The following is a 21536-nucleotide window of genomic DNA, read 5'->3' on the forward strand; positions in this document are numbered from 1 at the left end:
ACAATGACTGCCCCCCATTCCAGCTGGGTGACGTCGGCCAACGACGGCCTGACCCATTTTCCGCTGCAGAACCTGCCATACGGTGTGTTTTCGACTGCCAGCGGCGCGCCGCGCGTTGGCGTGGCGATCGGCGACCAGGTCGTGGATCTGGCTGCGCTCGATGAAGCCGGGTTGCTGCCCGTAGCGGCCAAAGGCGCGTTTGCGCAGGCCAGTCTCAATCGCTTCATTGCGCTGGGCAAGCCGGTCTGGTCGGAAACGCGTGCGCGCTTGCGTGCCCTGTTGTCCGCGGACGACGCCACGTTGTCGGCCAATGCGACGCTGCGCAGCAAGGCGCTGTTGCCAATGTCGACGGTGACGCTGCATCTGCCGGTGGAAATCCCCGGCTACACCGATTTCTATTCGTCACGCGAGCACGCCACGAACGTCGGCCGCATGTTCCGCGATCCCGAAAATGCGCTGCTGCCAAATTGGCTCGAAATCCCGATCGGCTACAACGGGCGCGCCAGTTCGGTGGTGGTCAGCGGTACGCCGTTGCGTCGCCCGAACGGCCAGATCAAGCTGCCCAATGAGGCGCGACCGGTTTTCAGCGCCTGCAGAAAACTGGACTACGAACTGGAAATGGCGTTTATCGTCGGCAAGCCGTCCGCACTCGGTGAACCGATCAGCACAGCGGATGCGCCGGACCATATGTTCGGCATGGTGATCCTGAACGACTGGAGCGCACGGGATATCCAGCAGTGGGAATACGTGCCGCTTGGCCCGTTCAACAGCAAGGGATTCGGCACCTCGATCTCCCCCTGGGTGGTGACGATGGACGCGCTGGAACCGTTCCGGCGCGACAATCCCCTCCAATCGCCCGAGCCGCTCGCTTATCTGCGGCAACAGGGCCGCAACGCCTACGACATCTCGCTTGAAGTGGCGTTGACGCCCGCCGGCGCGCCGTCCCCGACGACGGTATGCCGCACCAATTTCAAGGCGATGTACTGGACCATGGCGCAGCAGCTGGCGCATCACACGGTGTCGGGCTGCAACGTGCGGGTAGGGGACCTGATGGGATCGGGCACGATCAGCGGCACGACCGCCGATTCCTGCGGGAGCCTGCTCGAAACCACCCGCAACGGCGCTGAGCCGGTGACGCTGGCTGGCGGGGTCAAGCGTGGCTTCCTGGAAGATGGCGACACCGTGACCATGACGGGGTGGTGCCAGGCAGACGGATATCGCGTGGGATTCGGCGAAGTCAGCGGGCAGATCCTGCCGGCAATCGTCACAGCCTGAGGCGGTCCGCCGGCCTTTGCGGCCGGCGCCGGAAGTAGCGGAAAGCACGGACCCGGTAAACTGCCGGGTCTGTTTGTTACACTTTTGCATTCTAGTTACCTTCTGGCACAGCCCGCCACTGCGCGCGCATGGGAGAATGCGTCGCCGACCAGATATGGAAAAACGCTGGCGGCTGGACAGGTCATTATTCTCCCCACGCGCACGGCATGGCACTTCAATTCGACATTCGCGCATGGGCGGCCTGTGCGCCGGCACTGCAGACGCACGCCGACTGGCAGGCATGGAGCCAGGCTCCGTGGCTGCCACAGGGTGCCGATCTGCCTGCGCTTGCGGCGATGGCGCCGATGTTGCGCCGTCGCGTCAACGCGATCGGACGTGCCGCGCTGCACCCTGCCTATGACACGGCGGCCACGGACGAGGCGCTTGACAGCGCCGGTAGTGGCCAGACGCCGGCCGTTTTCGCTTCCCGCCACGGCGATTCTCATCGCGCCTACGAAATGCTGTGCGAACTGGCGGCGGACCAGCCGCTGTCGCCCACCGCATTCGGTCTGTCGGTCCACAACGCCATTGGCGCGCTGTTTTCGATCGATCGTGCCGATACCGCCAATGTGCAGGCGATAGCGGGCGGACGCGACACCGTCGAGACCGCCATCGTCGAAGCCTGCGGCTTGCTGGCCGATGGTGCCGATGAGGTGCTGGTCGTCTGCTACGATGCGCCGCTGCCCGGCCCGTACAGCAGTTTCATCAACGAGCCGCAGGCACTGTTTGGCTGGGCCTGGCGGATTGGCCGGCCCGGGAGTGGCTCCGCGTCCTTTTCGCTCGATATCGTCGGCGCGCACCGTTCGACCGACGCGACGCGTCCATTGCTTCCCCATGGTCTCGACGTGCTGCGCTTCATGCTCTCCGGCGAGCCGACGCTGCGGCATCGCGGCGAACAGGCCGAGTGGAGGTGGCAGCGGCATGGCTGAGCATCTCGACCGCGTCTGGCGCGTGCTGGCCACGGGCCTGTGTTTCGTCGTTTTCGGCGCCGGCGCGCTGCTGATCCGGGCGCTGGTTTTCCCGCTGCTGGCGCTGGCGCCATGGCCCGCCGCCCGACGCCAGCAGATCTGCCGGGACGTGGTTCACTACGCGCTGCGGTGCTTTCTGTGGCTGATGGCCGCCGTCGGCGTGATCCAGTATGACGTCCGCAACGGTGAGCGCCTGCGCCGCGGCGGCTTGCTGATCGTGGCGAATCATCCGTCGCTGATCGACGCCGTCTTCCTGATGGCGCTGACGCGTGGCGCCGATTGTGTCGTCAAGGCCGATCTGGCCAGCAACCCGTTTACGCGCGGCGCCGTGCGCGCGACCGGCTGGATCCGCAACGACTGCGGCGGCGCCGCGATGGTTGACGACTGCATCGCGTCGTTGCGAGCCGGCAGCAGCCTGATCATTTTTCCGGAAGGCACGCGTACGCACCCCGGAGCGCCCCTGCGGCTGCAACGTGGCGCCGCCAACGTGGCAGTGCGCGGCGGCTTCGATCTGACGCCCGTGGTGATTCATTGCGAGCCGCCTACGCTGACAAAAGGCGGCAAGTGGTATCGCGTGCCGTCGCGCCGTCCGCGCTTCGTGATCGACGTCCATCCCGACATCGAGGTCGCCCGCTGGGTGCCCGACGGGCTGGAGGCCGTCCAGGCGGTGCGCCGGCTGACCCATTCACTATCCGACTATTTTTCGAGGGAGATCCGTCGTGAACGCGCTTGAACAGGAAATCAAGGAACTCATCATCACTTCCCTGTCTCTTGAAGACATCAAGCCCGACGATATCGATGCACAAGCGCCGTTGTTCGTGGAAGGGCTGGGGCTCGATTCCATCGACGCACTGGAACTCGGTCTGGCGCTGCAGAAGAAGTACGGCGTCACCATGAAGGGCGACAAGGAGGAAATCCGCGCCCGTTTCGCCAGCGTATCGACGCTGGCTGCTTTCATTGCATCGCAACGCGGCCGGGCAACGACCTGAGCCGCCGATGACAGTAGATTCTTGGCGGGGGAATACGGAGCAATCCATGACGCATGACGAAATCTTTGCACGCGTGAAGGCGGTGCTCGAACAGATGTTCGAGATCGCGCCCGAGCTGATCACGCTTGACGCACGCCTCTACGACGATCTCGATATCGACAGCATCGACGCCGTCGACCTGCTGGTCCGCCTCAAGCCGCTGCTCGCCCAGCCGCTGAAGCCCGAGCAGTTCAAGTCGGTGCGGACGGTGCGCGACGTCGTGCACACCGTGGCAAGACTGATCGATTCCTCGGCGACGACTGCCTGACACCGGACACCTATGGCCTGGCGCAAATGGGGGCTGGGGCTGCTGACGCTGGCCTATCCGCTCGTCATCTATGTTGGCTTGACGCACTACTCGCCGCGCGTGACGGCGCTGGCGCTGCTGGCGCTGGCCGCGTTGCGCGCCGGCACCAGCCGCGAGGCGGGCTGGCGTGCCATGGCGTGGCTGGCCTGCGCGCTGGCGGCCGTGGTCGCCATAACGGACCATGCGCTGCCGCTCAAGCTGTATCCGGTGCTGGTCAATCTGGCGATGCTGGGCGTGTTCGGCTGGAGCCTGCGGCATCCGCCGACACTGGTCGAACGTCTGGCGCGCATGCGCCAGCCCGATCTGCCGCCGGACGGTGTGCGCTATACGCGCCGCGTCACGCAGGCCTGGTGCGTGTTCTTTGTCTGTAACGGGACGATTGCCGCCGTGACGGCGCTGGCCGCCAGCGATCGCGTCTGGGCGCTGTACAACGGCGCCATTGCCTACGGCTTGATCGGCGCGATGTTTGCCGGTGAATGGATTGTGCGGCAACGCGTCATGGCGCGTCATGCGGAGAGCCGCCATGATTGAGCGCATGCGCGGCATCGCGACCGCAATGGATCGACTGGCGACGCAGCCGGAGCATGCCGATTTCGTCGCGCAAGCGGCCGCGTGGCGACAGGCGTTTGCTGGCCAGCCCGGCAAGCGCTGGGCGCTGTATCTCGACAGCACAATCGACTTTGCCGCCGCATTGCTGGGCGCTTGGCACGCCGGCAAGCATGTGGTGCTCCCCGGCGATACGCGCCCGGAAACGCTCGACGCGTTGCGGCCTGCCGTCGACGGCATGGCTGGCGACCTTCCGCAAGGCCTGCGGCCCGTCCCGCTCTCGGCCGCGTCCGCGCTGGCGTGGTCGCCGCTGTCCGCGCGCGATACGGGGGTCACGCTGTTCACCTCGGGATCGACCGGCGTGCCGCTGGCCCTGGACAAGCGCCTGGCGCAACTGGACGCCGAAGTGCGTGCGCTGGAGCAGGCGTTCGGCGCAGCGATTCCGTCGCAGGCGCGTGTTCTGGCAACGGTTTCGCATCAGCATATCTATGGGCTGTTGTTCATGGTGCTGTGGCCGCTGGCAGCGGGGCGCGCCGTGCCCCACGCGCGGCTCGCATTCCTTGAAGAAGTGGTCGAGCGGTGCGTGCGGGATACGACCCCCGCCGTGCTGGTCAGCAGTCCCGCACATCTGAAACGCATGCCGGCGATGCTCGACTGGCCCGCCACACGGGGCGTGCTGTGCGCGGCATTCTCGTCGGGTGGCCCGCTGCCGGCGGAGGCAGGCAACGATGTGCTCCGTCATACCGGACTGTCGCCAATCGAGGTGTTCGGCAGTTCCGAAACCGGCGGCATTGCATGGCGCCAGCGCACGATGCATGACGACAAATGGACGCCGCTGCCAGGCGTGGCGTGGCGCTTGCAAGAGGGGCATCTTGCCGTGCGCTCCGCGCATTTGCCGGACGATGCGTGGTTCGTCTGCGCGGACCGCGCCTTGCCCACGCGCGACGGCTGTTTCGTGCTGGCGGGCCGCGCGGACCGCATCGTGAAGATCGAGGAAAAGCGTGTGTCGCTGACGCAACTGGAGCAGCAGCTTGGCGGGCTGCCATGGGTGGCCGAGGCGCGCGTGGCAATGCTCGACACCGCCGTGGGGACCCGCGTCGGCGCCGTGGTGGTGTTGAGCGATGTCGGACGCGAGCAGTTCGACACGCACGGTCGCGCGAGTATCATTCGGGCGCTGCGTGATGCGCTGGGCGCTGTCGCGGATCCGCTGGCGCTGCCGCGGCGCTGGGTTTTCGCACCGCAGTTGCCATGCAATGCACAGGGCAAGACCACCGAGGCGATGCTGCGGGAAGTGTTCCGCAAGACGTTGCCCGCGGTGCGCTGGCTAGAAGCCGATGCCGCGTCGGCGCTTGCCGAACTCGACATTGCCGACGATCTGGCGGTGTTCGACGGTCATTTTCCCGGCATGCCGGTGGTGCCTGGCGTGGCGCAACTCGATTGGGTCATGACGTTGGCGCCGCAGCGACTGGACGTTCCGCCGCGAGCGCGTTTTGCACGGATCGACGCACTGAAATTTCAGGCTGCGATCCGCCCCAACGCTACGATCCGCATGGCGCTGACGTGGCGCGCGCAAGCCAGCACGCTGGATTTTCGACTCACCTCTCACGCCGGCTCGCATGCGAGCGGCAAGATCATTTTTCACACTGCTGCGTCATGACCGCCGTTTTTCGTCCCATCGTGCTGGTTCCGGTCTACGACCACGAGCATGCCATTGGCGCCATGGTAGAGGCGATCCTGCGGCATCCGTGGCCCTGCCTGCTGGTCGACGACGGCAGCGGCCCGGCGTGCCGCCAGGTGCTGCGCGAGATTGCGGATCGGCATCCCGACCGCGTGCTGCTGGAGCGCTTGCCAAGCAACCAGGGCAAGGGTGCGGCAATGATGCGCGGTTTCCGTGTGGCTGCCGAGCTCGGCTACACGCATGTGCTGCAGATCGATGCGGACGGGCAGCACAACGCCGACGACATTCCACAGTTCCTCCGCCTGGCGCAGGAGAATCCCGGCGCCGTCGTGTCTGGCTGTCCGGTCTACGATCACACGGTGCCGCGCCATCGCTTTTACTTCCGTTACCTGACGCATATCTGGGTGTGGGTGACCACGCTGTCGCTCGATATTCGCGATTCCATGTGCGGGCTGCGCGCGTATCCGCTCGATGCGGTGATCGCGCTGATGGATACCATCCAGCTCGGACGGCATATGGAATTCGATACCGAAATCATCGTGCGGCTGTATTGGCGGGGCACGCCCGTCATCAACGTGCCGACGCGTGTCACGTATCCTACTGACGGCGTGTCGCATTTCCGGCTGCTGCAGGACAACGTGCTGATGACGGGCATGCTCGCCAAGCTCACGCTGGGCATGCTGTGGCGCATGCCGTCGCTGCTGTGGCGCAAGGTGAGGCCGGCATGAGCATCGCCCATCCCGATACCGCGCAGCGCAAACCGCGACGCCCGCGCGCGCAACACTGGAGCATGATCGGCGAGTCCACGTGCGTCTGGGGCATCTGGCTGCTTTACGCGCTCTACCGCGTGTTCGGTCGCTTTCTGTTCCGTGCCGCGATGCTGCCCGTGGTGCTGTATTTCTGGCTGGCCTATCCGCTGGCGCGCCGCTCGTCGATGGAGTATCTGCAGCGCCTGGAAAGCGTTACCGGCGCCCTCGGCCAGCGGCCGACGTGGCGGCATTCCGTGCGGCATCTGTTCTCGTTCGGCGATACGATCCTGGACAAGCTGCTCGCGATCGGCCGGCATTATCGATTCGATCGCGTGAGCAAGGAAGGCGCTGACGTGCTGCTGCGTCAGATCGCCAGCGGGCAGGGCGGCATCATCATGACCGCACACGTCGGTTGCCTGGAGCTATGCCGGGCGATGGCCAATCGCATCGACGGGCTGCGGGTGACCGTGCTCGTCCACACCGCCCATGCGCAGCGGTTCAACCGGATCCTGGCGCGGCTCGATCCCGAGTCGACCCTTCAGCTCTACCAGATCGACGATATTTCGCCCGCCACCGCGCTGGAACTGGCCGCCAAGATAGAGGCAGGCGAGTTCGTGGCGATTGCGGGCGACCGCACGCCCGCCCACGGCGGCCGGGCCGTGCGTGTGCCATTCCTCGGTGCGCCCGCGCGTTTTCCGGTCGGGCCATATGTGCTGGCTGCGTTGCTGAAATGCCCGCTGTTCGCCATGGGATGCGTGCGCCAGGGCGACGGCCATCTGATCCGCTTCGCTGAACTCGAGCGCAACGTGACGTTGCCGCGCGCTGCACGGGAGGCGCGATTTGCCATGCTGGCGCGGCGCTACGCGGGCTGGGTAGAAGGGCTCGTGGCGTTGTCGCCGTATGACTGGTTCAACTTCTACGATTTCTGGGCCGACGACCCCATCAGCGTCGGCCGGCTGGAACCGCAGCAGACGCAACGGGAGCGCCATGCCGAACGTACTGAGTCATGAAATCTCGCTGACGCCGGCCTTTCACGATCTGGATCCGATGGACGTGGTCTGGCATGGCAACTATCTGCGTTACTTCGAACAGGCCCGCTGCGCGCTGTTGCAGCGTATCGACTACGACTATCCGCAGATGCGCGATTCGGGCTACGCGTGGCCAATCGTCGACCTGCGCGTGAAGTACGTGCGCCCGCTGCACTATGGCCAGACGGTGGTGGTGCGCGCGACATTCGTGGAATGGGAGAACCGCTTGAAAATCGCATACGAGGTACGCGACGCCGCAACAGGCGAGCGGCTGACACGCGGGCATTCGATCCAGGTGGCCGTGGATTTGCGCACGCGCGAGATGCAGTACGTGAGTCCGCCGGTATTGCTGCAACGTCTTGGTGTGACGCCATGATGCGCCGCCATGCATTGGGCGTGATCGCCGCGCTGGCATGCCTTGCCGCTGCGCCCCTGCACGCCGAGGACCTGGCCGCGGCGGTGGCGGCACGGCTGACCGATGCGCCGGTCATTCGCGGCCAGTTCGAACAAACGCGCCGCTTGGCGGGCTTCAGCCAGCCGCTGGTTTCACGCGGCGATTTCGTCGTAGCGCGTGGTCGGGGCGTGGTGTGGACCACGCGCGAGCCCGTGCCGTCAAGCCTGATGGTGAGTCCGGACCGGCTGGTTGTGCGCGGTGCGGACGGCAAGATCCAGCAGCAGATGCAGGCCGATGCGCAGCCAGCAATGCGGATTGTCGGCGAGTCGATGATCGCCATGCTGCGCGGCGATTTCCGCGCGCTGTCGTCGCGCTTCGACGTGACGGGAAAGCTGATCGGCAAGCAGGCGTGGACGCTCACGCTGACACCGACAGATGCCGGCACGCGACGCGTCTTCGCTCGCATCGAACTGTCAGGTGACCAGTTCGTGCGCAATGTAAAGCTGGAGGAGGCGAGTGGCGACAGTAGCGTCGTGAAGATGATCGATCCCGTGGCGGCAAAACAGCTGGACGCGTCGGAGGCACAACGCTTTGAATGACGTGGCGGGCGGTGTCTCGATGCAGGGCGGTCTGACGCGGCGTGATCGCGTGCTGGCGATTGCCTGGCTGCTGCTAGTCATTGCACTGGTTGTGCATCAGGTGCAGTTCTGGCGCGCGTCGCGGCTCGATACCGATGTGATGGCGCTGCTGCCCACCAGCGAGCGCACCGCCACCGCTGACCGCGTGTTGCGACAGCTAAGCGATGGCGTGTCGCGCCAGATCGTCGTGCTGGTCGGCGCCGATGACTGGGCGGACACGCGCGCCGCGGCTCAGCGCTTCCAGCAGGTCGCCGCGCAAGACAACCAGTTGCTCGCGCCGGAGGACAAGCTGGGCGCATTCGATTTCGATGCGGCACTCACGTTCTATCGTCCGTGGCGCGATCGGCTGCTGACGGACAGTCAGCGGCAGCGGCTGGCCACCACCAACGCGGAGACGCTCTCGCAGCAGGCGCTGACGCGGCTGTATCAATTTTCGATGGGCCCGCGCCTGACGGAGTGGGCCGCCGATCCACTTGGGCTCTGGCAGGACTGGTGGCTCGAACGCGCATCCGCCACGCGCGTGCGCGAACGCGACGGCATGGCCACCGTGACGGGCGATGGCAAGGACTGGGTGCTGCTGACGTATCGCATTACCAAGCCGGCATTTTCCGCCAACGGCAGCACCGACTACGGCGACCTGCTGCATCGCGCCGAATCCGCCGCGCGCGCTGGCGACGGCGGCGTGCGCGTGATCGCCGCCGGCATTCCGCTGCACACCGAGGCGGCGGCGTCGCAGGCCAACTGGGAAATGAACGTCATCGGCGCGGGCTCGCTTGCGGCCGTGCTGCTGCTGGTCTGGCTGGCGTTCCGATCATTGCGCCCGATCGTGCTGGTGGGATTGTCGCTGCTTATCGGCACCGCCATGGCGATTTCCGCCACCGCCATCGTGTTCGACCGCGTGCATCTGATCACGCTGGTATTCGGCGCCAGTCTGGTCGGCGTGGCCGAAGATTTTGGCATTCACTACTTCGTCGCACGCCAGGCCATGCCGCGCGCCGCGCCAGCAGCTGTCATGCGCTTCCTGCTGCCGGGCATGGCGTTGGCGTTGCTGACCAGCGTCGTCGCGTACCTGGCGCTGGGCATTGCGCCATTCCCGGGCCTGCGTCAGATGGCGCTGTTTTCCGCAGTGGGTTTGACGACGGCATTTCTGACCGTGCTGTTCTGGTTTCCGCTGCTTGATCGCGGCACGCCGCGTCAGACGCGCCTGTCGAACTGGCTCTCGAACAGCCTGGCGCGCTGGCCGCGCGTGCGCAACGATATGCGCACGTGGCTTGCACTCGGCGCGCTCGGACTTTTTATCGTGAGCGGTGTATGGCAGGTGCGGGTGGTCGACGATATCCGGCAGTTGCAGAGTTCTCCGCCCGCGTTGATGGATGCACAGCGCACGGCGGGCCGTCTCCTGGGCAGCCCAAGCCCCGCGCAATTCGTGCTGGTGCGCGGCGCGACGCCCGACGAAGTGCTGGCGCGCGAAGAAGCGGTGAAGGGCAGACTGGCCGATGCGGTCGGCCAGCACGCGTTCGATGGCTTCGTCGCGATTTCCGATTGGGTGCCGTCCGCGGCGCGCCAGCACGCCGACGCTGCATTGGCCGATCGGCAGGAAGCAGCGGTCAGGGCAGCGGTCGCCAAGGCCCTTGGCGGATCGATTGCGGCGCCGGCCACGGCGTCCGGTTCCGGCGCGCTGACGCTGCAGGCATGGCTGGCCAATCCGGTGTCGGATACGCTGCGCCATCTCTGGCTCGACCGGGAAGGAAGTGGTTACGCCAGCGTGATGCTGCTGCGCGGGATTGACGATGCGGCGGCCATTCCCCGGATCGCCGCGGCCGTGCGTCAGGTCCCCGGCGCGGAGTGGGTCGATCGCGTCGCGGATATCTCGGCGCTGCTGCACCACTACCGCGTCCTGATGAGCTGGATGCTGCTGGCGGGCGCGCTCGCGGTGGGACTGTTGCTGGCATGGCGCTACGGACGTGCCGGATGGCGCGCCTTGGCGCCCACGCTGTTGGCCGCGGCCTTCAGCGTGGCGGTGCTGGGCTGGCTGCATGTGCCGCTGCAATTGTTCTCGGTGCTTGCGCTGGCCTTGCTGCTGGGCGTTGGCGTCGACTACGGCATTTTTCTGCTGGAACATCCTGGCGACGGCGTGTCGTGGACGGCCATCGTGCTCGGGGCTGCCAGCACGCTGCTGGCGTTCGGCCTGCTGGCGTTGTCGTCCACGCCGGCGCTACATGCATTTGGCATGACCATGCTGTCGGGGGTGGGCGCGGTCTGGATGCTGTCACCGTGGTTTCGCCCGGACCCGATGCAAACTTCTTCACAAGGTGTACATCGATGAACCTGGAACAGGCGGAAGTCCTGATCATTGGCGCCGGTCCCGCCGGTTCGGTGGCGGCCGGTCTGCTGCGCAAACGCGGCGTGAGCGTGCTGGTACTCGAAAAAGAGACATTTCCACGTTTCTCGATCGGTGAAAGCCTGCTGCCGCAAAGCATGGCCTATATCGAGGAAGCCGGCATGCTGCAGGCGGTGGTCGAGGCCGGCTTCCAGTACAAGAACGGCGCGGCATTCGCGCGCGGCGATCGCTACACCGATTTCGACTTCCGCGACAAGTTCTCGCCCGGCTGGGGCACCACGTATCAGGTTCAGCGCGCGCATTTCGATGACGTGCTGATCCGCGAGGCGCAGAAGCAGGGCGCGGAAGTGCGCTTCCGGCATGTTGTGGAAGCGGTAGACGTGAGCGGGCCACAACCGGTTGTCACCGTGCGTGGCGATGACGGCCAGTCCTACGCTGTGCAGGCGAAATTCCTGCTCGATGCGTCCGGCTTTGGCCGTATCCTGCCGCGCCTTCTCGACCTCGAGTCGCCGTCTAATTTTCCGGTGCGCGCTGCGATCTTCACGCACGTGGCGGACGGCATCCCGACCGGCGATTTCGACCGCAACAAGATCCGCGTGGGCGTGCATCCGGTGCACGCCGATGTCTGGTACTGGACCATTCCGTTTTCCAACGGTCGTTGCTCGCAAGGCGTGGTGGCGGAGAAATCGTTCATCGATCGCTACGATGGCGACGAGATGAGCAAGCTGCGCGCGCTGGTCAACGAAGACCCGGGGCTTGCCACGCTGCTCAAGGATGCGCAATGGGATACGCCGGCGCGTCAGATCGTCGGATATTCCGCCAACGTCCGCTCGCTGTGGGGCAATGGATATGCGCTGCTGGGCAACGCGGGCGAATTTCTCGATCCGGTCTTTTCGTCGGGCGTCACCATCGCTTTCAAGTCTGCCAGTCTTGCTACCGCGTGTCTGGTGCGGCAGCTCGCGGGCGACAGCGTCGACTGGGAAGCCGAGTACGCGCGCCCCTTGAAGGCGGGCGTCGACTGTTTCCGCGTATTTGTCGAAGCCTGGTACGAGGGACGTTTCCAGCGCGTGATTTTCCATCGCGACGCGCCTGCGGAGATTAGGCGCATGATTGCGGCGATCCTGGCCGGCTACGCGTGGGATCTCGATAATCCTTTCGTGGCCGATGCGCGTCGGCGCCTGAGTGTGCTGGAGCAGCTGTGCGACGAGTGATCGTTGCCGCGGCACTCGCGGCCGGCGTGATAGTGGGCGCGGCCGGGCTGTCGGGCTGCGCGACGTCCCCGCTTACGCCGCCCACGCCGGCCGAAGTGCCGCTATTGCGGCTGTCGCCCGCGTCGCTGGGGCGCACCTTGAACGTGCAGCAGCAGATCACCGTGCAATATCCGTCGACGCAAGGCGAGCAGACGCGCGATATGCTCGCGCTGCTGGAAGCTGATGGCACACATACACGACTGGCCGCGATGGCCGGCGGACAGGTGCTGGCCCGCATCGATTGGGATGGACAGGATCTGCGCGTCACGCGCTCGCCCTGGGCGCCGCCCGAGCTGAAACCGGAGCGCATCCTGAGCGACATGCAGTTGTCGCTGTGGCCCGCGTCGGCGATTCGCGCAGCATTGCCGGCGGGCTGGCGGCTCGACGATGCGCCCGGTCTGCGCAGGCTTGTGTTGGGCAGCGAAGTGGTCGCGGAGATTCGATATCCCGATGCCCGCACCACACTGTTCACGCAGCACCGCGACGGTTATCGCCTGGTCATTCGCACATTGCAGGACAACGGAGGTGCGCGATGAGTGTCTACCTGCATGACATGAACGTGGCTTGCGCGCTCGGCAGCGGCTGCGACGATGTACGCGCCGCGCTGTGGCGTACCGATGGACCATCCGGCGGCGAACTGACCGACCGCTATACCCCGGGCACGCCTTTGCATCTCGGCGCATTGCGCGCGCACGTGGACGTGGCCGATTTGCCGCCCGGCGTGCCTCCGGCACTCGCCAGCCGCAACAACGCCGTGCTGGAGCATGTACTTGCCGGCCTGCGTCCGGCGATCGACGCCGCAATGGCGCGCGTCGATCCCACCCGCGTGGCGATCGTGCTCGGCACCAGCACGTCCGGCATTCATGAGGGCGAACTTGCCGTGCGCGCACGCGCGCAAAGCGGGCATTGGCCTGCGGGATTCCACTACAGCCAGCAGGAACTCGATTCCCCGTCGCGCTATCTGGCTCACCGTTTGGGGGCGGCCGGACCGGCCTATTCGATATCCACGGCGTGTTCGTCCAGTGCCAAGGCGCTTACCGCCGCGGCGCGGCTGCTCGAACACGGCATGGCCGATCTCGCCATCGCCGGTGGCGTCGATACGCTGTGCGCATTCACGATCGCCGGATTCCGCGCGCTCGATTCGGTCAGTGCCGTCCGCTGCAATCCGTTGTCCGCAAACCGGCAGGGCATCAATCTTGGCGAAGGCGCGGCGTTGTTCCTGATGTCGCGCGAGCCCGGGCCAGTGCATCTGGCGGGCTGGGGCGAGACCTCCGATGCGCATCACATCTCGGCGCCGGATCCTAGTGGCGCAGGCGCGCGCACGGCCATGCAACAGGCGCTGAAACGCGCGGGCCTGAGTGCCGCGGATATCGACTATGTGAACCTGCATGGCACGGCCACCCCACAGAACGATGTGATGGAGGCGCGCGCGGTGCGGGACCTGCTGGGCGCGGACATACCGGTCAGTTCGACCAAGCCGCAGACCGGTCACGCGCTCGGCGCCGCGGGCGCCGTGGAAGCTGCGCTGCTGTACCTGACGCTGGTGGAAAACCCGCGCGGCCGCTTGCCGGCCCACTGGTGGGATGGCGCGCTGGATCCGCAGATTGCGCCGCTGCACGTGGTTGGTGCGGACGAAACGCTGGGACGCCCGGTGCGTCACGCCATCAGCAATTCGTTCGCATTCGGCGGCAGCAATTGCGTGCTGCTCATGGGACAAGGCTAAAGATGTCTGCCACCGATCCGTTATCGAACCCACGGCAACCGTTGCCGCCGGTCGGCGAACTGATGCCCCATGCCGGGTCCATGCGGCTGATCGACGAACTGCTTTACGCCGATGACGTGTGCGGCGTGGCGCGCGCCACAGTGCGGGCCACGCAGCTGTTTGTGGACGATGCCGGCATGCCCGCGTGGATCGGCATCGAGTATATGGCGCAGACCGTCGCGGCGTGGGCCGGCATGCAGGCGCGCATGCACGGCATGGGCGGGGCGGCGGCAGGGTTCCTGCTCGGTTCGCGGCGCTTTGCCTGCGATGTGGCGGCGTTTCCGGTGGGCAGCGTGCTCACCATCCGCGTGCAACTGGAAATGTCGGACGGCGATGGCCTGTCGCTGTTCGCCTGCACACTTGACCAGGATGGCGCCGAAGTGGCGCGCGCCACGGTTTCCGTATATGCGCCCACTGATGCACGGGCATTTCTCGAAGGACCGCTGACATGACCAACCAGACCGTGCTGGTCACGGGATCATCCCGTGGCATTGGCCGTGCAATCGCCTTGCGTCTGGCGCGCGATGGCTACGACGTGGTGATTCATTGCCGGGCGCGACGCGACGAAGCCGAATCGGTGGCGGACGCGGTGCGCGCGTTTGGGCGCAATGCACGCGTGCTGTCGTTCGATGTCGGCGCGCGCCGGGCTGCAGCCGAAACGCTGCTGGCCGATATAGAGCAGCACGGCTGCTACTACGGCGTGGTGTGCAATGCCGGAATCGTGCGCGACGCGGCGTTTCCGGCGATGTCCGGCGAAGAATGGGACGAGGTGGTCCACACCAATCTGGACGCCTTCTACAACGTGCTCAATCCAGTGGTCATGCCGATGGTGCAGCGTCGTCGCCCGGGGCGTATCGTCACGCTGTCGTCGGTCTCCGGGTTGGTGGGCAACCGCGGCCAGACCAACTACAGCGCCGCCAAGGCCGGCATCATCGGCGCGACCAAGGCGTTGGCCATCGAACTTGCCAAGCGGCAGATCACGGTCAATTGCGTGGCGCCGGGCCTGATCGACACCGAAATGGTCGACGCGAACGTGCGTGACGAGGCGCTCAGGATCATTCCGGCCCGTCGCCTGGGCACGCCGGACGAAGTGGCGGCCACCGTGGCGTTTCTGCTGTCGCCGGATGCCGGTTACATTACGCGGCAGGTCATTTCGGTGAATGGGGGCATGTTCGGATGAAGCGGGTGGTGGTGACGGGCGCGGGCGCCGTGAGCGCCCTGGGCAACGACTGGGCCGCGGTGCGCGCGCGCCTGGCGAGCGGCCGCAACGCCGTGGTGCGCATGGACGATTGGGCCGCGATCAATGGCCTCAACACGCAGCTTGCCGCACCGGTGCCGTCGTTCGAAGTGCCGCCGCACTACACGCGCAAGCTCATGCGCACCATGGGTCGCGTGGCGCAGATGGCGGTCGTGGCGAGTGAGTCCGCGCTGGCGGATGCGGGCCTTGCGGGCCATCCGATCGTCACCGATGGGCGCATGGGCATTGCCTACGGGTCGTCCACCGGCACGCCGTCCGCCGCGCAGGATTTCGCGCGGATGATGAGCGATCTCACGACCGACGGCATCAACGCCACTACCTACATCCGCATGATGGCGCATACCACGGCGGTCAATATCGGCCTGTTTCTCGGCGTGACGGGGCGGATCCTGACCACGTCCAGCGCGTGCACATCGGGCAGCCACGGCATTGGCTATGCCTACGAGACCATCGCCATGGGCCGTCAGGTGGCCATGCTGGCGGGAGGCGCCGAAGAGCTCGACGCCACGGAGGCGGCCGTGTTCGACACGCTGTTTGCCGCAAGCACCCGCAACGACGCACCGCAGGCCACGCCGCGGCCGTTCGACGCCGCGCGCGACGGGCTGGTGCTGGGCGAGGGCGCGGGCACGCTGGTGCTGGAAGCGCTCGACCATGCCCAGGCGCGCGGCGCGCGAATCCTCGCCGAGGTCGTTGGCTACGGCACCAACAGCGATGGCAATCACGTGACGCAGGCCCAGCCGGAAACGATGGCGCAGGCCATGCGCATGGCGCTGGAAGACGCCGGATTGCAGGCGCAGCAGATCGGCTATATCAACGCCCACGGCACGGCGACCGAGCAGGGCGATCTGGCCGAAGCGCAAGCCACGCACATGGTGTTCGGCGACGGCACGCCGATCAGTTCGCTCAAGAGCTATCTTGGTCATACGCTTGGCGCCTGTGGTGCGCTGGAGGCGTGGATGACGATCGAAATGATGCGCGACGGCTGGTTTGCGCCGACCATCAATCTCGATACGCCGGATCCTCGATGCGCACCGCTGGACCATATCGTCGGCGCCGCACGTGGTCTCGACGTCGAATACGCCATGAGCAACAATTTTGCGTTCGGCGGCATCAATACGTCGCTGATCTTCCGTCGCTGGACCGATCCATCCTGAACCCGTCTGCACAACCCGTCATGCCGCTTGCCTTGCGTACCGGATCGGTCATGGCCTTCGCCGCCATGGCGCCTCCCGTCAGCCGCTGGATGTCCGCGGAGGAATTGGGACGCCTGTCCGCCATGCGCTCGCACCAGCGTGCCGAGCAGTTTGCGGCGGGCCGCTGGCTGGCGCGGCGCCTGCTGGCCATGACGTTTGGCGGCGAAGCATCCGAATGGGCGCTGTCGGCGGCCGAGGATGCTCCGCCGCTGGCCATGCATACCGGCGGTGCGGTTGGCATGCCGGTGTTCGTGTCGATTGCCCATGCGGCCGATCACCTGGCTTGCGCGGTTTCCGATGCACCGGTCGGGATCGATATCGAGCCGCTGCAGCCGCGCCGGCATCTGGATACGCTGATCGAGGCCACCACCACTGACGCCGAACGCGCCGCGCTGCCGGACCTGATGGCCGATAGCGATGCCCAGGCGCGCATGGTGGCGTTTTTCGAGCTATGGACGCTGAAAGAGGCGTGGATCAAGTGCCACGGCGGCAATCTGTTCCAGACCATGATGGCCCATGTGGTGGAGGCGCTGCCGTCGCCGCTCGATACTGCAAACGGCGTGACATGGCGCCGCAAGGACGTGGTGATGGCGCTGACGGCGTCCGTGCCGGTCGATGCGCTGGCCTTGCCGGATCCCAAGGGGTGGCGCCTGCACGCGCGCGAGGCGGCCGACTGAGCGTGCCGCCTGCGCGCGCCGTCGATTCGTCAATTCAGGTCTTTTCCAGCGATGCGCAGGCGGCGCGCAGCATCGCCGCATACCGCTCCAGGTGGGGCTCGATGCGGTACACGGGGCCCGCAATGGAAATCGCATAACACTCGCCCGATAGCCGCACCGGCCAGGCCAGCGCCCCCACGTCGGGCATCGATTCGCCCAGGTTCACAAACGCCCCGCGCCCGCGCGACTGGCGCAGGTCATCTTCCAGGCTGCCCGCACTGGTCAGCGTGCGCGGCGTGAACGCCTGAAAGGCAAGCTGCGGCAGCACCGCCGCGCGCTCGGCGTCGTCCATGGCCGCCAGCAACGCCTTGCCGATGGAGTTGGCATGCAGCTCGCGCCGTTCTCCTGCCGTAGCGATATAGCGGATGGCATGCGGCGATTCCAGGACATCCAGATAGACCACGGCGCTGCCTTCGTGCAGTTTGCCGATCACCACGGTTTCGCCGGTCGCGTCGCGCAACTCCAGCATGGTGTCGTGCACGCGATCGAGCACCGGATCGTGGCGGGCAATCTGCTGCGCCATCGCCAGCAGGCGTCCGGTCGGGTAATAACCCTGTCGGCGCGCGGTTTCATAGAGATAGCCGAGCGAGGTCAGCGTGCGGATCAACGCCAGACAACTGGAGGCCGGCACGGCCAGCAGCCGTGCCAGTTCGGAAAGCGACAACGCGCGCCGTTCGCGCGCGAAGGTCTCGATGATTTCTATCACGCGCAATGCCGTCTTCACGTTCATCGGCGAAGGCTTGGCTGCAGACAATTCTTGGCGCTCTGGCATGGCTGGTCTGGCGCGGATCGGCCGCGATTTCGGGACGCAGGACGTCGGGAAGGATCTGGGGCGGGACTGTACCACGGCGCAAAAACGGCGCGCTGCTACACAACCTATACGTTGTAAATCTATTTTACATCGTATAGGTTGTAGGTTGAAAATACATCCGATAAGTAGTAAAACGTGGTTACAACCGATCCGTTGTGAAACGAGCCATGGCCGCCACCTATCCGATCCGCATCCTTAGCCAGTTACGCCCAGTCCTGCAGGGCTTACGCAAGTCTCGCGGCCTGACGCAGGCCGCGCTTGCAGCCAGACTGGGGGTAAGCCAGCAAAGCTATGCCCGCCTGGAAGCGAACCCGGGCCGCGCCAGCATGGCCCGCGTGCTCGCGGCCCTGCAGGCACTGGAAGTGGATCTGGCGCTGACGCCGCGCGGCGATACTTCCGCCACGGCACCCCGCCCGAAAAAAGCCAAACAGAAAGAGGACTGGTAATGGGACGACGCGCGCAACGGCGCAGACTCGGCGTATGGATGAACGGTTGGCGCGCGGGCGTCTGGGAGCAGGGCGCCGATGGCGAGGCGTTTGCCTACGACGAAGACTGGATGGCCAGCCCGCAGGGCCGACCGCTCTCGCTTTCGCTGCCATTCCGTGCCGACAATGCGCCGTACCGCGGCAGCATCGTGACCGATTATTTCGACAACCTGCTGCCCGACAGCGATGCTATCCGGCGGCGTCTGGCATTGCGCCATCGCACGCAAGGCACCGGCCCGTTCGATCTGCTGGCCGCGCTGGGCCGCGATTGCGTAGGGGCGCTGCAATTGCTGCCGGACGACAGCGTGCCGGAGGGCCTGCACCAGATCGAGGGAACCGTGGTCGGCGAAGCCGCCATCGCGCGCCTGTTGCGCGACACCACGCGCAACGCGGCGGTGCTGGGACAGCCCGACGACAGCGGCGATCTGCGCCTGTCGATTGCCGGTGCGCAGGAAAAGACCGCGCTGCTGTATCGAAACGGCAAGTGGCTGGTGCCGCATGGCAGCACGCCCACCACGCATATCCTGAAGCTGCCGTTGGGATTGGTCGGCAACATGCGGGCCGACATGCGCACTTCGGTAGAGAACGAATGGCTCTGCGGGCAACTGGTCGGGCATTTCGGATTGCCGATCGCGCGGTGCGACATCGCCAGCTTCGAGGACCAGAAAGTGCTGGTGGTGGAACGCTTCGACCGCCGGCTCGCGCCGGACGGCAAATGGATCGTGCGGTTGCCGCAGGAGGATTTCTGCCAGGCGCTGGGCATTTCGCCGCTATCGAAATACCAGGCCGATGGCGGCCCCGGCATCGGCGACATCATGGCGGTGCTGGCCGGCTCCGAGACGCCGGCCCACGACCGGCGCAATTTCTTTGCCGCGCAGGTGTTGTTCTGGATGCTGGCGGCCACGGACGGCCACGCCAAGAACTTCAGCCTGTCGATCGGTCCCGGTGGCCGTTATTGGTCCACGCCGCTGTACGACGTGCTGTCCGCCTTTCCGATCATGGGGCGAGGCGCCAGCCAGCTTGCGCCGCAGAAGGCGCGCATGGCAATGGCGGTGAGAGGCAGCCAGAACCACTATCGCCTCGCTGAAATCATGCGGCGGCACTGGCTGGATCAGGGACGCCAGGCAGGCTTGCCGGCCGAGGAGGTGGAAACCGTGCTGGCCACGCTGAAAGGCGCCGTGGAACACGCCATCGCGATGGCCACCGCACAGTTGCCCGCCGACTTTCCGGCCGATGTGGCCGACCGCGTCTTCAAGGGACTTCGGGCGCAGGCGCGCAAGCTCTGACGCGCCGACCCCGCTCGCCGGGGCACCGTTTCTCGCTCTTCCTGGTAGCGAACTGCCGGCGCACTGGGCGCCGCCCCGAGCCGGCCCTTACGTCGGCTGCACCATCAATCCTTGCCCCCGTTGTCTTGCCGGCTCCCCCTGAAGCCGCCATGCCGCGTGTCGTCCAGACCGTGGCTTTGTACCGCTTTGTATCCGCGCGGGCCGCCGATACGTCTCCTGACGAAAATGCGCGCGTCGCCATACGGGCCAGATACTTCGGACGCCTTAAATACGTTCCATGGCAGGACGCAACGCGAAAACGCAAGCAGATCCGGCCACGCAGTCTCCAAACTCCATTCACTTTCGTTATCAAAGGAAACCGATCATGTCCGCTCAACTCGCCCGTCGTCTCGTTCTTGCCGTTGCCCTGGTTGGCGCCGCCGCCGGCGCCCAGGCTTCCGTTGGATCGCGCGATCCGTACACGGATGGCGCCCGCTCCGTCACCAGCGCCCGCGACCCGTACAGCGAAGGCGCCCGCAGCGTTCAAGAACCGCGCAGCCCGTACAGCGACGGCGCTCGCAATGTCGATCCCTACCTGGACGGCGCGCACAAGGTGGCAGGGCTGGACCGCACCGGCGTATCCGCGGCGCCTGCGCGCCAGATCGACCCGTATCTGGACGGCGCCTACGTCTGACAGACATCTCATGGCCCGCGCGCTTGCGCGGGCTCATTTCCCAACCGTTGCGTATTTAAAGACCCAAGGACTCTCCATGTTGAACCGCACGCTCGTATCCGTTGCGCTGGTCGCGATGGGCATCACCGCAAACACGTCGGCATTCGCCGCACAATCGGCCACCCAAGGGACCGCCGCCGACTCCCAGGCGCCTTCCGTCGTCATCGTGCATGGCGCTTTCGCGGACGGATCGGATTGGGCGAAGGTGATTCCGATCCTGCAGGCCAAGGGCATCAAGGTGCAAGCCGTGCAGAACGGCCTGAATTCACTTGCCGACGATGTGGCCGCCACGCGGCGCGCCATCCGCAACCAGCCGGGCAAGGTCGTGCTGGTAGGGCATTCGTGGGGCGGTACGGTGATTACCGAGGCTGGCGCCAACGACAAGGTCTCCGCGCTGGTCTATGTGGCCGCGTTTGCGCCGGACGCCGGTCAGTCCACCGAGGAAGTAGGCAAGGCGGTGCCGCCGGCGCCGGGCATCAAGCGGCTGGTGGCCGATGCAGACGGCTACCTGTCTTTGCCGCCGGACGCGGTGGCCAGCGATTTTGCCCAGGACGTGCCGGCCGCGCAGGCTCGCGTAATGGCTGCCACGCAAGGGCCCATCCAGAGCAAGGCGTTTGCGGAAAAGACCACGGTCGCGGCATGGACCACGCGCCCGTCGTGGTTCATCGTCAGCGAGAAGGACCGCATGATCCCACCCGAGCTGGAACGTGCCATGGCGAGCAAGATCGGCGCAAAGGTGACCAGCCTGCCTACCAGCCACGTGCCGCAGCAATCGCGGCCGGCCGATGTGGCGAAGGTCATTCTCGACGCCGTCCACACGGTGCAGGCACAACGGTAAGCGCAGCCACGGGTGGGGCAGGTCGGTAGAGGCGGTGTCGGAAGTCGCATGGCGCGGGCGGCAGTACCGTGCTCGGCGTCCCCGCCGAGACCGAGGTACAACTGCCCACCCCGCCGCCCGGCCGTATCCGTCGATTATCGACGGCGTTTTTCCATTCTGACAAAAATGTAATGATTAAATCAGCGGAAAACCATCGGCAAAGCGCAACGAAGTAGAAACATCGGCTATAAATAC

At 66.0% G+C, this 21536-nt stretch carries 24 protein-coding genes; 23 read left to right on the forward strand and 1 reads right to left on the reverse strand.

The annotated features are described in order from the left end of the window. Positions 1–3: 3 nt before the first annotated feature. From fahA to AC1RKI_RS28075, 19 genes are all read left to right on the forward strand, one after another. The gene (gene fahA, locus AC1RKI_RS27985; protein ID WP_492798160.1) at positions 4–1275 is read left to right on the forward strand and encodes a fumarylacetoacetase; all 1272 of its coding nucleotides are present in this window, start codon (positions 4–6) and stop codon (positions 1273–1275) included. Positions 1276–1481: 206 nt separating this feature from the next. Continuing rightward, complete coding sequence (locus AC1RKI_RS27990; RefSeq protein ID WP_061955855.1) at positions 1482–2243, forward strand: beta-ketoacyl synthase chain length factor; 762 nt, start codon at positions 1482–1484, stop codon at positions 2241–2243. After that, complete coding sequence (locus AC1RKI_RS27995; protein ID WP_492798158.1) at positions 2236–3015, forward strand: lysophospholipid acyltransferase family protein; 780 nt, start codon at positions 2236–2238, stop codon at positions 3013–3015. Before AC1RKI_RS27990 ends, AC1RKI_RS27995 begins: the two co-directional genes overlap by 8 nt. Further along, the gene (locus AC1RKI_RS28000; protein WP_227461251.1) at positions 3002–3271 is read left to right on the forward strand and encodes a phosphopantetheine-binding protein; all 270 of its coding nucleotides are present in this window, start codon (positions 3002–3004) and stop codon (positions 3269–3271) included. Before AC1RKI_RS27995 ends, AC1RKI_RS28000 begins: the two co-directional genes overlap by 14 nt. 46 nt (positions 3272–3317) lie before the next feature. Beyond that, a complete protein-coding gene (locus AC1RKI_RS28005; RefSeq protein ID WP_061955849.1) occupies positions 3318–3578 on the forward strand; it encodes an acyl carrier protein in 261 nt (86 codons plus the stop codon). Positions 3579–3590: 12 nt separating this feature from the next. Further along, on the forward strand, positions 3591–4148 hold the full coding sequence (locus tag AC1RKI_RS28010; protein ID WP_492798156.1) for a COG4648 family protein: 558 nt from the start codon (positions 3591–3593) through the stop codon (positions 4146–4148). Next, positions 4141–5820, forward strand: coding sequence for an ApeI family dehydratase (locus AC1RKI_RS28015; RefSeq protein ID WP_492798154.1), 1680 nt, complete (start codon positions 4141–4143; stop codon positions 5818–5820). Before AC1RKI_RS28010 ends, AC1RKI_RS28015 begins: the two co-directional genes overlap by 8 nt. Then, positions 5817–6569: a glycosyltransferase family 2 protein gene (locus AC1RKI_RS28020; RefSeq protein WP_490714989.1), complete on the forward strand. Its 753-nt coding sequence runs from the start codon at positions 5817–5819 to the stop codon at positions 6567–6569. The genes AC1RKI_RS28015 and AC1RKI_RS28020 overlap by 4 nt, the downstream gene beginning before the upstream one ends. Then, positions 6566–7600 (forward strand): lysophospholipid acyltransferase family protein, encoded by a 1035-nt coding sequence (locus tag AC1RKI_RS28025; protein ID WP_150981877.1) that lies wholly within the window; start codon positions 6566–6568, stop codon positions 7598–7600. The genes AC1RKI_RS28020 and AC1RKI_RS28025 overlap by 4 nt, the downstream gene beginning before the upstream one ends. After that, on the forward strand, positions 7578–7994 hold the full coding sequence (locus tag AC1RKI_RS28030; RefSeq protein WP_150981878.1) for an acyl-CoA thioesterase: 417 nt from the start codon (positions 7578–7580) through the stop codon (positions 7992–7994). Before AC1RKI_RS28025 ends, AC1RKI_RS28030 begins: the two co-directional genes overlap by 23 nt. Then, on the forward strand, positions 7991–8611 hold the full coding sequence (locus AC1RKI_RS28035) for an outer membrane lipoprotein carrier protein LolA (protein WP_492798151.1): 621 nt from the start codon (positions 7991–7993) through the stop codon (positions 8609–8611). The genes AC1RKI_RS28030 and AC1RKI_RS28035 overlap by 4 nt, the downstream gene beginning before the upstream one ends. 1 nt (position 8612) lies before the next feature. Further along, a complete protein-coding gene (locus AC1RKI_RS28040; protein ID WP_492798185.1) occupies positions 8613–10976 on the forward strand; it encodes an MMPL family transporter in 2364 nt (787 codons plus the stop codon). Further along, positions 10973–12202: an NAD(P)/FAD-dependent oxidoreductase gene (locus AC1RKI_RS28045; RefSeq protein WP_150981880.1), complete on the forward strand. Its 1230-nt coding sequence runs from the start codon at positions 10973–10975 to the stop codon at positions 12200–12202. The genes AC1RKI_RS28040 and AC1RKI_RS28045 overlap by 4 nt, the downstream gene beginning before the upstream one ends. Continuing rightward, complete coding sequence (locus AC1RKI_RS28050; RefSeq protein WP_341249684.1) at positions 12190–12777, forward strand: DUF3261 domain-containing protein; 588 nt, start codon at positions 12190–12192, stop codon at positions 12775–12777. Before AC1RKI_RS28045 ends, AC1RKI_RS28050 begins: the two co-directional genes overlap by 13 nt. After that, positions 12774–13964: a beta-ketoacyl-ACP synthase gene (locus AC1RKI_RS28055; RefSeq protein WP_492798148.1), complete on the forward strand. Its 1191-nt coding sequence runs from the start codon at positions 12774–12776 to the stop codon at positions 13962–13964. Before AC1RKI_RS28050 ends, AC1RKI_RS28055 begins: the two co-directional genes overlap by 4 nt. A 2-nt stretch (positions 13965–13966) precedes the next feature. Further along, the gene (locus AC1RKI_RS28060) at positions 13967–14455 is read left to right on the forward strand and encodes a hotdog family protein (RefSeq protein ID WP_150981883.1); all 489 of its coding nucleotides are present in this window, start codon (positions 13967–13969) and stop codon (positions 14453–14455) included. After that, positions 14452–15183 carry a 3-oxoacyl-ACP reductase FabG gene (gene fabG / locus AC1RKI_RS28065; RefSeq protein ID WP_150981884.1) on the forward strand — a complete coding sequence of 244 codons (732 nt, stop codon included), beginning with the start codon at positions 14452–14454 and terminating at the stop codon, positions 15181–15183. The genes AC1RKI_RS28060 and fabG overlap by 4 nt, the downstream gene beginning before the upstream one ends. Next, entirely contained in the window at positions 15180–16415 is a 1236-nt protein-coding gene (locus tag AC1RKI_RS28070) for a beta-ketoacyl-ACP synthase (RefSeq protein ID WP_227461244.1), read from the forward strand. The genes fabG and AC1RKI_RS28070 overlap by 4 nt, the downstream gene beginning before the upstream one ends. Before the next feature lie 20 nt (positions 16416–16435). Beyond that, positions 16436–17131 carry a 4'-phosphopantetheinyl transferase family protein gene (locus AC1RKI_RS28075; RefSeq protein ID WP_227461243.1) on the forward strand — a complete coding sequence of 232 codons (696 nt, stop codon included), beginning with the start codon at positions 16436–16438 and terminating at the stop codon, positions 17129–17131. Between the two features lie 34 nt (positions 17132–17165). Here the strand turns inward: AC1RKI_RS28075 and AC1RKI_RS28080 are convergent, their stop codons facing one another. Then, entirely contained in the window at positions 17166–17900 is a 735-nt protein-coding gene (locus AC1RKI_RS28080; protein WP_061955821.1) for an IclR family transcriptional regulator, read from the reverse strand. Positions 17901–18148: 248 nt separating this feature from the next. Between AC1RKI_RS28080 and AC1RKI_RS28085 the strand changes: the two genes are divergently transcribed. The 4 genes from AC1RKI_RS28085 (at position 18149) to AC1RKI_RS28100 (ending at position 21302) form a co-directional block, all read left to right on the forward strand. Beyond that, positions 18149–18427, forward strand: a complete 279-nt coding sequence (locus tag AC1RKI_RS28085) for a helix-turn-helix domain-containing protein (RefSeq protein WP_150981886.1) — start codon at positions 18149–18151, stop codon at positions 18425–18427. Next, positions 18427–19752 carry a type II toxin-antitoxin system HipA family toxin gene (locus tag AC1RKI_RS28090; protein WP_492798144.1) on the forward strand — a complete coding sequence of 442 codons (1326 nt, stop codon included), beginning with the start codon at positions 18427–18429 and terminating at the stop codon, positions 19750–19752. Before AC1RKI_RS28085 ends, AC1RKI_RS28090 begins: the two co-directional genes overlap by 1 nt. Before the next feature lie 364 nt (positions 19753–20116). After that, positions 20117–20425, forward strand: coding sequence for a hydroxyquinol 1,2-dioxygenase (locus AC1RKI_RS28095; protein WP_341249680.1), 309 nt, complete (start codon positions 20117–20119; stop codon positions 20423–20425). Between the two features lie 76 nt (positions 20426–20501). After that, positions 20502–21302 carry an alpha/beta fold hydrolase gene (locus AC1RKI_RS28100; protein ID WP_084003941.1) on the forward strand — a complete coding sequence of 267 codons (801 nt, stop codon included), beginning with the start codon at positions 20502–20504 and terminating at the stop codon, positions 21300–21302. Positions 21303–21536 lie beyond the last annotated feature (234 nt).

The sequence above is a fragment of the Cupriavidus sp. GW822-FHT06G04 genome, assembly GCF_058799075.1.